Origin of the sequence: Bacteroides sp. RTP21281st1_H5_RTP21281_210402 (genome assembly GCF_040918965.1) — a bacterium.
Lineage (GTDB): Bacteria > Bacteroidota > Bacteroidia > Bacteroidales > Bacteroidaceae > Bacteroides > Bacteroides congonensis.
This window is the reverse complement of record NZ_JBCOWR010000009.1, coordinates 146,941-162,363: the sequence shown is the minus strand read 5'-3', so window position 1 is coordinate 162,363 and position 15,423 is coordinate 146,941. Positions and strand designations below refer to the sequence as shown.

Below are 15,423 nucleotides of genomic sequence, written 5' to 3'. Positions count from 1 at the left end.
AATCTGTTTCATAGGCTTACTATATGTGTTTTTACATTACATCCACCTTGTGTGCTGCTCCCTGTATGGTTGTTACTTTACCCGATGCCAGTGTCTCTGTACCGTTTATTGTCATCTTGCTCTTTGCGTCCACTCTTGCATTTTGTCCGGAGAGATTGACATCCGTTTTTGCTTCGGCATTGATATTTCCTTTTACAGCAACAGACATATCACCGTCCGCCTGTTCGGTCAGATTTCCTTTGGCAGCAAGATTGATATCACTTTCCGCTGTTATATCCACATTCTGTTTGGCTGCAATCTGAACATTTTCCTGAGCGTTGATGCTTACATTCTTTGCGGTAAAGGACATGGTTTCCGGAGCTGTGATTTCAATGTTTTTGCCTTTCGTGTCTAAATGTAGTGCACAACCGTTACGGTCTTTGATTGTGATACCCCATTGTCCGTTTTCGTCATCATTGAACTCTAGCGTATGCCCACTGCGTGTAACAATGGTTTTAATGTGGTTGTCCGCATTACCTCCTTCGCCGTTGTTCTTGTGGAACATACTTCCACTGACATAAGGTCTGCACGGGTCTCCAAGTTCAAAATCGACCATTACCTGGTCTCCGATCTCAGGAACAAATACGAATCCCCGGTTTTTGGATACCGTTTCGCTGCTTCCTGCATCAAGGCTCCGTACCCTTATCCAGTTTGTGGTCTTGTTTCGGCTTTTCTGCCATGCAAATTGCACCTGTACACGACCTAAGTTTTCCGGGTCGGCATTGTCTGTCACTTCCGCCAGCATGGCATGTGCGACCGGCATCCGCACGTTCTCCGTCGGGATGTATTCCATGCTTGCAGGTATGCCTTTGAACGAGTTGGCATAACCTCCACTTACTTCAATTCTATGTGTTAATTCCACAATGCGGTAACGTCCCATATCCCGACGCTTGCACATGTTTGGCGGAATCTGCACTACGACTGGTTCACCGATACGTACACGGCATGTTTTCGTATTTCCTGTCATCCAGACAAGTGAGGCGACTTTACGCCCTTTTTCCACTGCTGTGAAGTGTTCAATATCCAGCGGGTGACCGGTGGCTGTGTGGCTGTACATGGTGGTCTGCGAACGGTACATTCCCTCTGAAGTCTTCATGGCATTGGCCAAATAGGTGTTGATTCCCCTGACGGCTTCCGAATCGTCCCCGAACATATCCATGTGGCTGTCGGACAGATAATCATGTCTTGAGAAATGGAATGGAGCAACACACGATGAGAAATGCATGGAGTCCATGTCAATGTCATAGATAAGATTCTCGTCCTTCTCCTTGTACGGGTTGCCAAAATAAAGCACCTGTCCGTTATAATAAAACCATTCTCCATATTGCCATGCCAAACGGTGCAGAAACTCGTATGCGCTTTCCTCCTGCATCTGTACGTAAGGTATCCTGCTTTTGAACGCCGGATTGTTCACTATACTGATACCGTTTCCGTATTTTTCCACCACTTCACTCACGATTTCTCCGAGTGTGGCATCCGTGAATGAATCCATGGTTCGCCCGGATTCAAGCAGTATGGTCGTGCTGTATCCCCTGTAGTGTAAGGTCCCGGATACACCTTTGTCCCCGTCCATTCCGATTGAGGTAATGATGCCCTTGAATATGCTTTCGTCACCGCTGAATTCATGTTTCATGCGTATGACGACCGTTTTTCCCTGCAGTGCTATCATTTCCTCGCGTTCATGGTGCCACACATTTTCTTTGACAAGCGGACTGCAAAGCACTTCGATGTCAAAATAATGATGCTGACCAAACTTCTGAACCAGACTGATATGGGTGTAGTTGCGGTTCTCGCCGTCGATGCTCACTGTTGCGTGAACTTGGTTCCAGTCTTCCATAATATTGCTTTCATTAAATAATTTAGACTGTAGTTTTTACTAAGGCATAAAGGTAATAACCTGAATTCTTTATTTGTCAGGCCAGTTTTGTTCAAAAACAGTATCACCAACTTTTATGATCCGTGCAGATATGGTAAAATCAACAACCATTCCTTTTTTGCCTTCCACACTTGCTATTTCCTTGAATTTTATAATGTATCCCTGTTCCCAGTTCAGAACCTTCATTGTTGCTTCTTCATCTCCTTTTTTTAATTCAATAGTTCCAGCATGGGGAATAAATTGAGTTACCATACTTTCCAATATGGTTGTGTCCTCGCTTGATTCTACAATCAAGCGGATTAAACCTCCATACAAATGTGATGATGGCCTTCCTTTTGCATCGATATCACGTTTAATAAGGTAGTCCACATAACGGACATCATATTCCCTTCCTTTGAACTTCAATGTTGCACTAAACATGGCTTTCATTTTTTAATTAACACTAATATCCGTACAGGACTGTCGTGGACACAATTAATTAAGGTGTTCAATGGTTGAAACTTCCGACTTCAGAGCACACCACATTGCCTGAAAATATACCTGTTCAGACAAGCCTATTGCTGCCAACGACAGCACTTGTTGTCAAATACGTTAGGCCGTAAATATAACCATTCAAAATGTAATCTCCAATGTTTTTTCCAAAAATAAAGCGTGATTGATACGTACACTTATTGTTTTTTTTCTATTTTTGCGTATGAAAGAGTGTTTTCTATTAGCAATGCCGTATTGAATGTATATAGAATTGACTCTTTCAGTATGTAAACCTAATAAACGGACAATATGAAAAGCGACAATTGGATTTTTGACGATTCTGCTACAACTGCCATACAAATGGCAAAGTCTGTTGCACGTGACAATGCACATGGGCAATTCTTTCCGGCTCATTTAATCAAGGGCCTGCTTCATCGTGATGTGGGGATTAGAGAGTTTCTTAAATCAAAAAACAAAGATATTGCTTATCTTGAAGAGTGGGCTGACATACGTATAGAAGAAATTCCCGTAGCTGGTAAGGTAATGGATGTGTCATGCTCTTCTGAAATAGAAAAAGTTTTTGATGAGTCAGACCGCATCCGGGCAAAAATTGGCTGGAGTCAAATAACCCCTCTATGTTTGCTTACAGCCTTGTCAAAACCTGGTATAGCATATTCAGTAAACCAGTTAAAAAGTTTTCCGGTCAAGGAGCATGAAATATTAGACGAACTCCTTGGCAATTCCATAGAAGAAGACTTGAAAGAGCAAACAGGTTACGGCAATGCTTCACTAACTGCAAAACACGACTCTTTCCTCAATAACTATTGTATAAATCTAACTCTCGAAGCTTCAGAGGGTAGGATTAGACCGATTGTGTGCAGAGATAATGAGTTGCGCTTGATAATGCAAATCTTGGGACGTCACGGAAAATCCAATGTCATGATTACCGGAGAATCAGGTGTCGGGAAAACTGCATTGGTGGAGGGGCTTGCATGGATAATCAGTAATGGGAAAGTCCCTTCATTCCTTCAGGGAATCACGATTTTCGAATTAAATACAGGAACGCTTATAGCCGGAGCCAGCTATAAGGGAGAAATAGAAGATCGCCTAAAGAATATCATTCGGGATTTACGGAAGATGGATAAGGCTATCTTATTTATAGACGATTTGCACACGTTGATTGATTCTAAACAAGGGAATAACGGTGCAGCAAGTGTATTAAAACCGGAATTGGTCAAAGGTAACATAAGCATGATAGGTGTTACGACTTCGGATGAATACCGTAAGGTTATTGAACCGGACCAAACTTTCAACCGCTGTTTCGAAGAGTTGAAACTTACAGAACCAGATGAAGAATCTGCTCTGAACATGGTTTTGTCCCAGATGGATACATATATACAATTCCACGGACTGGGCATTTCCAATCAGGCTGTAGCCGAAAGTGTGCGTTTGGCCAAACGCTACGTGCAGGACAGATGTTTGCCTGACTCATCTCTGGATTTAATAGACAGGACTTTCTCGGCTGTGAAACTGATGAATGAAACAGTGATTGGAGAGTTGTCGTCATTGCATAAGGAACTGGGAAAAGTCCATTTGAATGACGATTCAGAAGAAGAAATGCACCAATTGTCTATACTGAGGAGAATTTTTTGCAAAATGCGGGATGCTTTATATCCGGCTTTAGCAGACAAAGTTTCACATGAGTTGGATGTGGAAAGCGAAACTGACATAAAAATCATTTATGATTATTTGGAACGTGAGTTTAGCGGACTCCTCGAATTCCTGAAAAATCCCACAAAAGAAATAGGTATACAGGAAATAGCTGCCGTCATTTCCGATAAAACAGGTATTCCACTTGGCAAATTGCAATCGAAAGAAAAAGAACGTCTGTTGAACATGGAAAACATGCTTCGGAAAAGAGTTGTCGGTCAAGACCATGCCTTGAAATCACTGACAGATGCCATTTTGGAATCCCGCTCAGGCTTAAATAAGCCGGGACAGCCTATCGGGTCATTCTTTTTCCTTGGACCGACAGGGACCGGTAAAACAGAACTTGCAAAGGCTTTAGCTGAAGCCTTGTTCAATGATGAAAAGGCTATGATTCGCTTTGATATGTCTGAATTCAAGGAAGAACACTCAGCTGCTCTATTGTATGGTGCCCCTCCTGGATATGTCGGATATGAAGAAGGCGGGCTTTTGGTAAACAAAATCAGGCAATCTCCTTACTCTGTTGTTTTATTTGATGAAATAGAAAAAGCCCACTCATCTGTATACGATATTTTCCTGCAAATCATGGATGAGGGAAAACTGCATGACCGGCTTGGTAAAGAGGGGGATTTTTCCAATGCCATCATCCTGTTTACATCCAATGTCGGTAGCGAATGGCTGGCAGAACAGTTTAAACTGGGACATTTCCCTGACACGGCACAGTTAATGGAAGTTATGGCACGCTACTTCAGACCGGAATTTTTGGCACGTTTATCAGAAATTGTTCCTTTTTCACCCATTAATGAAAATATACTTTTACAAATATTTGATATTCAATTTCGAAATTTTTCAAAACTGCTTGAAAAGCAAAATATAAGAATTGTACTAACTGATGATGCTCGTTACATGTTAGCTCACAAAGGATTTGATCCGCGCTATGGAGCACGTCAAGTGTCCGGAATGATACGCACCTACTTACGTCGTCCCATTTCCAGATTAATAATCGAGGGGAAACTGGACTCCGGTAAAACCTTATCGGTAGGACTTGGAAATAATGAACAATTGACATGGAGTATCGAATCCTGACTAGGCTTTCAAAACATCTCTTGTTTTGGAAGAGTCAGAAAGTAAAGCATCATGTAAACTATAATGTTTTGACGAATGGATACTTATTACAAAATACCGCTACAGATTGAAAATCTTTTTGCAGAGGAGCCTTCTCATTTTGAGACATGTACAGAGAAGGAATCAATTGATCAGAATCTGGAACTGATTTTCACAACATATCCCGGCGAACATAAATTCGACAGGGCTTTTGGATGTAAAATATGGCTCTTGGATTTTGACAGGATGGTTTCTCTAAAAAAGTGGGAGGAAACTTTTTATGAGTATCTTACTGATGCCATAGCGAAGTATGAACCCCGACTGAGTCAAGTAGAAATTAACACGGATATTTCAGATGTTAATTTTCACAATATGCCATTCGATACAATTTCCATCAAAAAACGTGTAATAGTTTCTGTGACAGCTGTCATCAATCGAAATCAGGAGCGTTGCCGTTTTAAATTTAAACTTTTGCTGGGTCCGCTGACCAATGAATAAAAACGATTTATAATACATATATATGGAAGAGTTACTAGGAAAATTTGTGATGTCATACTTGCTGATGCCATTAATAGCAGTATTGTTAGGAAGCGTCATGTTTTTCATTGCCAAAAAGAACCAACTGCTGCGTAATAGAAAACTGATAGGATATTGCATAATAATGGTAATCCTGTTAGTTGCACCGGCAACAGCAGCTTTGGTTAAATACAGTTTCATGCCATATTTTTACATGCTTTCATTACTGTTTTATTTTCTTTTGGGAACTATACATCTCAAAACGATGATGCATTTTATTCCGGAATCACAAAAATGGCTTGAAGGAGGAGAAGACAATTCATATACTTATGAATTGACACTCACTCTGCTGCTGATGATAATAGGAATGGTATTGTATTCGTTTGTTTTTGACCTGTGTAATGATTTGCAGTATGGGTTATGGGCATCTACAGCCATGCTGCCATTTCTTTTTGTCTCTGTCTTTCGCAGAACATACTACAGTTTTTTGGATATTCCATTGGAAATCTACAAGGTTTGGAATTATTCAGAAGATAGGACGCTTCATGGATACAACAAGATAAATGAATCTGATCTTATGGTAGTTGAAGTAGAGCTTACCAGAAACCCAGAAACTGATTCGGAAACAGTCCGCATTTCTGCGCAAGCTGTGGAAACCATGATTTTCGGAGAGTGGTTCCAGATTTTTGTGCAGGATTATAATAAAAAATTTCCGGCCAAGCACATAGCCTGTAATGACGACCAAACTACTTACGGATGGATATTCTATGTAAAACCTTCTTTTTTCCATTCACGGAGGTATATCGACCCGGATGAATCGTTTGGGGAAAATAGAATAGCTAGTGGCAGTTTGATTGTTGCAAAAAGAGTTAGACAAGAGCTTGTAAACAAATAAAATGTATACCTATGAACAGAAGCGAAAACGATATTTTTGAAAGAATTAATTGGGAAAATGGCATGGATATTGATGCGAATGACTTGATCATGACCGAAAACTTTTTCCTGAATAGCATGTATAAGATGAAGCAAACCTCACTGCCTGCATTCGGCTACGGATTGTTACCGGATAAAAACCTTGATACACAGGATCAGGGGACAGACATGGAGGTTTATCATACAGTTACAGATAAGGTGGAAATCCGTGTAAACCGATGTCTAGGTGTAACCCGCAGCGGGTTTATCGTTGATTACAAAGCAGGTGTTGAGGACAACATGAGCCTTAAAATCACAATACCAGCAGAAACAATCAGGAGAGAGATAACGGGAAAAGCAAATCGCTGGAACATTCTCCTTACTGTTTCTCCTTACGAAAGAGTACTGAGCGGAACACCTGACAATGCTACACTTCCGCCGAGATTCCCTTATGTTAAACCATCCTATACATTATCTTTATCACCAATTGAAAGAACCATTATATCCGCAAATGTATTGATACTAGGACGTTTACGTATGGAAGGTGAACGTTTTCTGCTGGATTATACTTATATTCCACCATGTACAAGTCTGACAGCTCACGCGGAATTGATAAGATACTACCGTTATTTCGGACAAATGTTCAATTCCATTGAAAAATCATCCAAAGATATTGTAGCCAAAGTCATTAACAGATCAGATTCATCGCCTATCGCTATCAATACAGCCTGTATATGTAAAAGCATTCTACACTATACAGCCATGTGCTTCTTCGAATATCGCAACTTGGGTATGTTCTGGCATCCGGCCAAAATGATTGACTGTTATTCATCATTGGCTCATATTTGCTTTAATTCCTTGAATTTCCTGGAAAAGACAGAAAAAGAGGACTTGATGCAATATTTTTACGAATGGAGTGATATCAGTCCGGTCGCATTTGAGAGCTTGATGAATGAAGCCATTGATATCGAATACGAACATACAGACTTGCAATCAGCATTCTTTATCATCGAAAAATTTCTGAAAGCCTTGTCTGAATTATGGCAAATGCTGGTTTCTCTTGACTACATTGGAAGGCATAAAGACAATATTGTCATAGGTGAAAGAAAATATTCTGATAACAGAGGAAAATCAACGGAATGGACTCCGTTTGATCGCATGTAAAATTTAAATCGCAATTATGAAACCGATAAACAATAGAGCTGTCAAAAAAGCATACCTGAAATTTTCCGGTTATCTGATGATATGTGTAGGTATTGCCGTGTTTACATTCTATTCATTCATGAAGACTTCATCTGTTGAAGTAAAAGCCATCGTCAATAAAACCGCTGAATATGATAGAATATACACGGATGAATTGAATCTTGTTGTTGCATTTGACTCTATCTATCAATACATGAATTTGATGAATAGTTCTCCAAGAATCAATGATATTCTTCTGCAGGACATGGTCAGTTCCAGAAAAATGCAGCTCCAAAGGCATATGGGCAAGTTTGATGCGCAGGACTATATTCTACATCAAAGATTGCTTAATGCTGTCAATGACTTTCTTGCCGTGAAAGATTCGATACGCTTGGCAGAGAAAGAAGAAAACGTGGTACGTGAAGACTTGATGCGTTCAGTAAAAGAATATAAGGATGTTTCACGAAAACTAAAAATAGGAGGTCTTGTTTATGAAAGAAAATAACCGACAGAATCGTTGCTCCCGTAGAATGAATATCAGCTATCGGGAGAGAGTGATGTCTTTTCTTTACGTCTGTTTATTATTACTTACAACTGCCGGATGCTGCTGCTTTCTGATGTATATTGCCGGTACTGATTTCAGCGCGTCCAAGCAGAAAGGGGTCATAATGAACAAAATGGAAAAGATTTATTCATTTAGAAACATCCAGAAAGAATATGTGTCCATTATAGATACACTGTATTTCAAAATCAATGCTTTGCAACCTGGAATTCATGCCCAATATGAGGAGGATGATATAAAATATTTGTTGAATGATCTCAAGAATGTCTATCAAAGCAACGGATGGGACAATAGATACAAAGTGTTTCTCCAAATTGCTGACTTTTATCAAATGTGGATGATAGATAAAAAAGAATTATGGGGAAGACAACAGAACATCATTAATTTCAGAAAAAATCTGGAGGAATGTGAAATTGGGCTTGAAAGCAAAAAGCAGGACTGGCGTTCCAATCTAAAAAAATGAAGCTATGGGAAAATTGAATAACAAGAAAGCATTTATTATTTTTGGTGCAGCGGCTGTATGCATATCACTTGCGTACTGGTTAAGTCTACTTGCACAGGGAAAAACGGTACAAGCTTTTGTCACTCCGATGGATGCTGAAGTCGGGCAAGCCATTTCGTTTGGCGACAGTACATCCAGGGCACATTCCTGGTTATGGGAATTCGGCAATGGCGAAACATCAGAAGCAAGAACAGGGAACTACTCCTACAGTAAGGAAGGGAAATATCAAATCAGATTGACCGTAGATGGTCAATTCGAGGAAAAATTTCTGGTTAATGTACGCCCTAAAGTAGACAAGGACCCGTATGGTGAATTGATAAAGATTGATGCGCCAGGATTTGCACTACAAAACGAAATTATATCAGTACGAGGTCTGGGGAATGCCAAAGAATGGCGATGGGAGTTTGGAGAAACAGGCATGATTGATTCACGTGAAAAGAATACCTTATATTCTTATTCCGAAGCGGGAACATACGAAATTCTTTTATCTACAGAAACGACACAATATCCTGTAAGACATACAATCCGAATCGAACCCAATTTCCAGAGAAATGATTCTGCAGATGTACAGACATTGATTGGTAATGACATCAGGGAAAGGCTTCAAGCTATTGTTGACGGCAAACCTTTCAACCAAAACTACAACTACATTCTTTCATCTTATCTCTGCAATAATCCGGATGTCGTTGTTACCGTAAACGGTGAAAAACATAACGATTTTTATTCCTATTGTCAAGGACTGAAAATAATAGGTCGCAAAAGGCTTGTAATAGAAAATGTCGTTGTTGATGTCAAAGATGACGAATCCGATGAGTGTGTTAAGCAATTGCTTGTCACCCAATATGACAAGCCGTTAACTAAATGACTGAATAAATATGGAACGAACTACAAGCATTTGGGGATTATATATACTGGCACTATCTTTTTCATTGGCTTTTACTGCCTGTGGACCGGTGAACCGATTTACCAGAGTCAAACGCATCCCAAGAGAATATGCAATGAATTATTGCGGTACAGATATCAAAGCATCCCGATCTATATGGTCAGGCAAAGCTCCATGGGTTGTGTTTTCTGATCAATTGGATAATTTCAGCTACAGAAAACCCACTGGCAAGAATGTATATAAAGAACTGAAATTTATGGAGCCCTATCTGGTCATAAAGGAAAAAGGTGACTGGCTGAAGGTTGTCAAATATTGTCCGGACATTATAAAGGACGGAAAGCTGGTAAATCGTAAACAAGCGCAATATTATGGCTGGATTAACAAATCCGACCTGCTGCTGACACAGTCTTCTATTACGGACTTGGCTACTGGTCTTAAAAATAAAATGGTTACAGTACTGGCTGATTCTACTGTTATAGCTGTGCCGGATAAATATTTCAAGAATGATTCCGTACGGGTGTTCCAAGATACGGATTTTATGCAGGACTATAAAAAAGTAGCAATGCATACTATCGTCTATCCGCTAAAGGAATCTGACAACGGAGACAAAACTTTAATCGCCATAAAAAGTTATATTTCCCCAGACAGTGTCGCAACTGAAACCCTGGGTTGGATAGACAACGCATTGATAAGAAATATAGGACAACAATTACATGTGGATATAAACACCTTACCCTCTGACAGGATTCTCTTCAAGGACAGATATGAAATGGATACTGTGACTTATGGAAAAGAAAGCCTACAAAAATCGGAAGTACTGGAGCATAATGAAAAAGCTCTACTCTATAGCCCCATTGTATCTTTTAAACGCTCTAACTCTTTCTCCAGTTTTAGAACTGGAGCCTTTTTCCCTTTAACAGATTGCCATAATAGCTATATATTGAATGTTGACGGAAATCCTATAACCTATAAACAGTTTAAGGGTATCGAAAAACAATTGAAACAAATCAACATCCTTTTCGTTATGGAAGATGACAACGAGGTTGCCAGACAATATCCTGGAATTATCAATGTTATACAAGGGTTACAATCAAGATTCTCTCACCCACAGAGTGAATTCACATATAAATTTGGAGCGGTTCTTCCCACCAAAGGGCATGTCGGGAACCATGTTGAAACCATAGCGTTGACATCCGACTACATGGAACTTCTAAATGCCCTTTCCGATAGGGTTGACACTGCAAATAAATTAAGTAGAAACAGCACAAATCATAACTGGAAGTCTCTACGTAAAGCTATCAATATGCTTGAGAATCATAAAAAAGAAACAAATGTTATAATTCTGATAGGAGAGACCGGAAGTGGAAGTGAATGGGCTGAAACAGCTTTAGTCAATAAACTGGCTGATTATAATTGCCGTCTGTTAGGCTTCCAGCTGCATAGTGGACGACCTGATAAATATACAAATTTTGTTCTTCAAGTCGAAAACATGATTGACAGTTACGCCAAACAAATCGCTGTGTCAAAACGTGAAAAGATTGTGTATGCAGATCAGCTAAGGACTATGAACGAGTACAATGAAGTAAAAAGAAATATATATTGTCTGGACTTCCCCAACAGAAGTATGACACAAGGTTGGGTGGTTTTCCCATCTAAAGATGAAAGTATGCCATTCGAAGGACTTACTTCTTCTGTAGATAGCCTTATAAAACAGGTTGAGAACGATAACAGATCGGTTGCTTCAAGTTTGCGCAAGGCGTTTACTGAAACAGGAAATTTCAGAAACAGGATTGACTCTACATTTATTCAATTTCATAGGATGAATAAACCTTCTACAGAATTGATTACACATTCTTTGAAATCTGTTTCTCCTCTATATTTTATACCAGCTCAAACCGTTCAGATACCAGATTCTTTATCTTCTTCCGTAGATTATAAATTACTTTTGTCAGATGCTGAATTTAAAAAACTCAAAAATTTTATTTCCCAGCTGGCTGGCTTTTATGTTGACTATAAATATGACAAAAATCAACAGAAAGGTCATAAAAATCAGATTTGCGGTTGCCCTGATGATGTTTGGCTGCTGAAAAATGTAACTACTACAGAGAGAATGGATTCTATTTTTAATAATGAATATGCTTCTACTCGATCTGTACGACGTAAATTACGCAAGCTGTATTATAAAAATATCAATACAGGGAAAGTACATCGGCTAAAGAGAAGAGAAATGAAACAACTATCTTTGGCTGATGCTCATCACTTGATAATAACTTGTCCAACAGATAATCAATTTCTAAAATCTTATAAGATTGCTGAATTAAAAAGAAGGAAGGAACTGTCTGATGAAACATTAGACATGCTGATTGATTATTTTAAGGAAAAGAAGAAAAAGCTGGAACAAGCAGCCGGTAATACTTTCAAGTCAAACGGGCAGACTTATTATTGGATAAGTCGGGATATGCTTCCTTAAATTTTTAAACAAATCATATTATGACAGAAACTTATATTGAATTAGAAGGTCTTTTGTCTTCTTCTATTTTGAATAAAGAGGAAAGAGAAAGAATTTCCGCACTGATAGCTGATAAATTAGATCAAGAACAACGGATGTTAAATGAAATGTGCACGGAAATAGCATCTTTTATCGAGCTTAGTAAAAACGGCTTTTTCAAAACAAACAAGATGCTGTTGTTTAAAGAATTCTTGTCTTCAAAGTTCTCGTCTGCATACAAAAAGATATATGTCCAAAATTTGGATAATATTTATAACCTGTTTAGATTAGGTCTTGGAGAACATATGAAAGCCCAAAGAATGAAAACTGATATAAGTATTCAATTCTTTTCGGATGAAACGGTTATGAATATAGCAAAGATATATTTAAATTCAATAGTGCAAAAAGTTGAATATGATTCCAAGTCCATGGAAATGACAGTCACTCTAATTATTATGGACAGAAATCTAATAACTTGGCAAGGCTGTGATTTGCTGAATTTAAATCGTGAAATAAAACTGTGCGGAAAAATTATTGAAGAAAAAAAATTGCTGTATGTATCAATAAATGAGCCTAAGCATATTTTTGAGAGTATTTATATTCCGTTAGTAATGAAAGATGATACGGTACCAATATCTTTCATTTTAAGGGATTCTTTGGAAGCAGCATTGCGCTTCTAACCAACCTGAATACCTCTTCCAACTTAAAGCAGGTGTCATATCCTATTTCTGAGGATTGATGACACCTGTTTTAGTTACTCATAAAACGTTTTTCCCTTCCATCAAAGGTAATCCCTCCCTCGTTTGCCAGCCGCATTTGTACTTTTTTTCGGGAGATTTTTCTCTTATGGCTTCGCCATGAAAATTCTTCCGAAAAAGAATGCGGCGTCAAACGTCTGGAGGGATTGTTGTCTGATTACAGGGATAAACTGCGACCGACGTGACGCATAGCCGTTTCAGTACAGGCGGCTGTCCTTATATTTCCCGATACCTCAAAAGAACCGTGAAAGCATCCGTTCCCCACCAGTAAGCTGTGCCTATTTCATCCTATCCCGAGATAAGACAGGGATTTCAGCTCCCTCTGTTCTGCATAGTTCCGCTGCTTCATGTGTTCTGCACATCCTGCTGTCTGCGTCTTTGCCTTCTCTATTTTCCCCTTCACCTCTCTCACACATTATACTTCCAATTCCTCTTTTCCTTCGTGCCAGACCATCTATAGGTTGCCATTTGATGCCATCTGACGACATCTGATGCCAGCTTTTTGAAAATCAGCTGATTGTAAACAGAAAGCCCTTACATTTGGACTGTGAAACCAATCAAACAGTCACTCAAAACAGAAAATTATGGCACAGAACAACCGTCCAGACAAAGGAAAGCAAAGCCGGAACAAGAAACCGGAAAAGCCTTATGTGGAACAGATTGACGAGCTGCTGCTGGTCCACAACAAGAACGACCCGAAAGAGGGAATCGGTGTGGTCAGCCAGGCGGACGAGAAAGGCAACTATCGGACAGTTCCACCGGAGGAAAAGAACGAAAACTCGTTTCTGAAGTTCGACAAGAATTCGAGCATCCTCGAAAACTTCATCAAAAACTTCTGGAGCCAGCTGAAGGAACCTACCCATTTCCGGCTGATCCGCATGACTTTCCATGACTACAAGCAGAACAGGCAGGCTCTCAAGGACCTGGCTTCGGGAAAAGAAACCGATGCGGTGAAAGAGTTCCTGAAACGGTACGAAATCGTGCCGAAGAACAACCAACAAAGCAATGTCCAAACCAAAGAGGAGGAAAAAGCAATGGCAAAAAAACAAGAACAGGCACCTCAGGTGCAACCGGAACAGGTGACACAGGTGGAAGCGGCTGCGCAGGGACGAGAACAGCAGGTTCCCCAGCAGCAGACTCCAACCTACCGGTACAACGAGAACATGATCAACTGGGAAGAACTGGGCAAGTTCGGAGTATCCAAGGAAATGCTGGAGCAGTCCGGACAGCTGGACAGTATGCTGAAAGGCTACAAGACCAACAAGACCATCCCGCTGACGCTCAACATTCCCGGCGTACTGACCGCCAAACTGGATGCAAGGCTGTCGTTCATGTCCAACGGCGGACAGGTGATGCTGGGCATCCACGGAGTAAGAAAGGAGCCGGAACTGGACCGTCCGTACTTCGGGCACATCTTTACCGAAGAGGACAAGAAGAACCTGCGCGAAAGCGGAAACATGGGTCGGGTGGCAGATCTGAACCTGCGCGGCAACTCGACCGAGCCGTGCCTCATTTCCATCGACAAGAACACCAACGAACTGGTGGCCGTCCGACAGGAACATGTCTACATCCCGAATGAAATCAAGGGAGTGACCCTGACTCCGGATGAAATCCAGAAGCTGAAAAACGGCGAACAGATTTTCGTGGATGGCATGAAGTCCAACCAGGGAAAGGAATTCAACGCCCATCTGCAGTACAGCGCGGAAAGAAGGGGCATCGAGTTCATCTTTTCCAAGGACCAGGCCTTCAACCAGCAGACGCTGGGCGGCGTGCCGCTTTCCCCCATGCAGCTCAAGGCACTGAACGAAGGGCATACCATCCTGGTGGAGGACATGAAACGCAAGAACGGTGAGGTGTTCTCTTCCTTTGTCACCATGGACAAGGTGACGGGCGGCCTGCAGTACACCCGCCACAACCCGGAAACGGGCGAAATCTACATTCCGAAGGAAATCTGCTCGGTCCAGCTGACACCGGAAGACAAGGAGGCGCTCCGCAAGGGACAGCCTGTCTTTCTGGAAAACATGATCAACCGCAAAGGGGAGGAATTCTCCTCCTTCGTCAGGCTGGACATGGCCAGCGGAAGACCGCTATACTCGCGGACACCGGACGGCTTCAACGAACGGCAGGCCCCGGCCATTCCGGCTGAAGTATACGGACACCTGCTTTCGGCACAGGAAAGGGCCAACCTGCAGGACGGAAAAGCCATTCTGGTCACCGGCATGAAGGGTCCGAACGGCAAACCATTCGATTCCTACCTGAAAGTGAACGCCAATACCGGCCAGCTCCAGTATTTTCAGGAGAATCCCGATATCCGGAGAAACACGGCCCGCCAAGCCGCACAGACGGACAACGGCCAGCAGCAGGAGCAGAAAAGAAATGCCCGCCAGGCTGTCTGAGACTGTCCGTGAATGTACAAAGAAATC

Annotated in this window: 12 protein-coding genes; 10 read left to right on the top strand and 2 right to left on the bottom strand. The window is 41.0% G+C overall.

The window, feature by feature from the left end; all coding sequences use genetic code 11:
• Positions 1–31: 31 nt before the first annotated feature.
• Both AB5443_RS14685 and tssD read right to left on the bottom strand, forming a co-directional pair.
• Entirely contained in the window at positions 32–1,876 is a 1,845-nt protein-coding gene (locus tag AB5443_RS14685) for a type VI secretion system Vgr family protein (RefSeq protein WP_368113348.1), read from the bottom strand.
• 69 nt (positions 1,877–1,945) lie between these two features.
• A complete protein-coding gene (gene tssD / locus AB5443_RS14680) occupies positions 1,946–2,344 on the bottom strand; it encodes a type VI secretion system tube protein TssD (protein ID WP_368113349.1) in 399 nt (132 codons plus the stop codon).
• Positions 2,345–2,695: 351 nt separating this feature from the next.
• On the opposite strand from tssD, the gene AB5443_RS14675 reads away from it, so the two are divergent.
• From AB5443_RS14675 to AB5443_RS14630, 10 genes are all read left to right on the top strand, one after another.
• On the top strand, positions 2,696–5,179 hold the full coding sequence (locus AB5443_RS14675; protein ID WP_368113350.1) for an ATP-dependent Clp protease ATP-binding subunit: 2,484 nt from the start codon (positions 2,696–2,698) through the stop codon (positions 5,177–5,179).
• Positions 5,180–5,254: 75 nt separating this feature from the next.
• Positions 5,255–5,695, top strand: a complete 441-nt coding sequence (locus AB5443_RS14670; RefSeq protein ID WP_237470303.1) for a GPW/gp25 family protein — start codon at positions 5,255–5,257, stop codon at positions 5,693–5,695.
• A 22-nt stretch (positions 5,696–5,717) separates the two neighbouring features.
• Positions 5,718–6,608 (top strand): TssN family type VI secretion system protein, encoded by an 891-nt coding sequence (locus AB5443_RS14665; RefSeq protein ID WP_270243322.1) that lies wholly within the window; start codon positions 5,718–5,720, stop codon positions 6,606–6,608.
• An 11-nt stretch (positions 6,609–6,619) separates the two neighbouring features.
• Entirely contained in the window at positions 6,620–7,789 is a 1,170-nt protein-coding gene (locus AB5443_RS14660; protein ID WP_118292332.1) for a hypothetical protein, read from the top strand.
• Between the two features lie 16 nt (positions 7,790–7,805).
• Positions 7,806–8,312, top strand: a complete 507-nt coding sequence (locus AB5443_RS14655; protein WP_368113351.1) for a type VI secretion system transmembrane protein TssQ — start codon at positions 7,806–7,808, stop codon at positions 8,310–8,312.
• Positions 8,299–8,832 carry a type VI secretion system transmembrane protein TssO gene (locus AB5443_RS14650; protein ID WP_368113352.1) on the top strand — a complete coding sequence of 178 codons (534 nt, stop codon included), beginning with the start codon at positions 8,299–8,301 and terminating at the stop codon, positions 8,830–8,832. Before AB5443_RS14655 ends, AB5443_RS14650 begins: the two co-directional genes overlap by 14 nt.
• A 4-nt stretch (positions 8,833–8,836) precedes the next feature.
• Positions 8,837–9,736 (top strand): PKD domain-containing protein, encoded by a 900-nt coding sequence (locus AB5443_RS14645; RefSeq protein ID WP_270592064.1) that lies wholly within the window; start codon positions 8,837–8,839, stop codon positions 9,734–9,736.
• A 10-nt stretch (positions 9,737–9,746) separates the two neighbouring features.
• A complete protein-coding gene (gene tssR, locus AB5443_RS14640; RefSeq protein WP_368113353.1) occupies positions 9,747–12,224 on the top strand; it encodes a type VI secretion system protein TssR domain-containing protein in 2,478 nt (825 codons plus the stop codon).
• Between the two features lie 20 nt (positions 12,225–12,244).
• Complete coding sequence (locus AB5443_RS14635; RefSeq protein ID WP_118292337.1) at positions 12,245–12,922, top strand: hypothetical protein; 678 nt, start codon at positions 12,245–12,247, stop codon at positions 12,920–12,922.
• A gap of 662 nt (positions 12,923–13,584) precedes the next feature.
• Positions 13,585–15,396 carry a DUF3945 domain-containing protein gene (locus AB5443_RS14630; protein WP_270243325.1) on the top strand — a complete coding sequence of 604 codons (1,812 nt, stop codon included), beginning with the start codon at positions 13,585–13,587 and terminating at the stop codon, positions 15,394–15,396.
• The last annotated feature ends 27 nt before the right edge of the window (positions 15,397–15,423 follow it).